Origin of the sequence: Vibrio mexicanus (genome assembly GCF_001012815.1) — a bacterium.
Taxonomy (GTDB): Bacteria; Pseudomonadota; Gammaproteobacteria; order Enterobacterales; family Vibrionaceae; genus Vibrio; species Vibrio mexicanus.
Window position 1 is genome coordinate 1 of the sequence record NZ_JYJP01000138.1, and the last position, 670, is coordinate 670.

A 670-nucleotide genomic window follows, 5' to 3' on the forward strand; every position below is an offset into this window, starting at 1 on the left:
TTCTTCTGGAGTGAGGTAAAAGGGTAAATAAGCCAAGGGTTACTCCACCATAGAAATACTGTTTGCTTCTGGGTTGTTTAGTTCCTGTTTAGTTAGCCATTTTTCACCTCTAAGGTATTTCCACTCAGGAAGTTCAGCTTTGGTTTCCTTTAGCTTGAAAGAATCTGCGGCCAAATAAGTTTTTGAGCGAGTGGGGATGCTTAGTATGCGATCTGGCGATACACCTTCAACACCAAATAAGGATTTAGGGTCTTCGACTTTTATGCACTCTAGCCCTAAATTGCTCGAGAGATAGTTAAGTACATGTTCAAGCTCATCAACGCTATTAAAGAAGAGGTAACTGCTCCAGCGCCCATGAGATCTCATAACCATTGTTTGTGCAACGTCTGCATAAGTACAATCTTCGGATTTATGAAATAGTTGAATGACCTTACGCTTTTTATTGTAATGCGCAAAAAGCCAATCGTTTTTGAATGCAACCTCTGTTTCCACTTGGTTTTGCGGATTGCGCTTTGTCATACCGAATGCTAAAAGTATTAATACTCCGGAGCCTGCCAGTGCCATAGGGCCAGCTATAGCTACCGCAAAAATACAACCAACCGAACAAACCCAAGCAATAGTCACCATGGTTTTGTTGACCCATTCGGGTTCATCTCGATTCTTCTTTTGG

1 pseudogene is annotated in these 670 nt (G+C 41.8%); it reads right to left on the reverse strand.

Annotated elements, in window-relative coordinates:
• Nucleotides 1–39 precede the first annotated feature (39 nt).
• Nucleotides 40–670, reverse strand: a pseudogene (locus tag UA76_RS23915) (hypothetical protein); the annotation flags it as partial.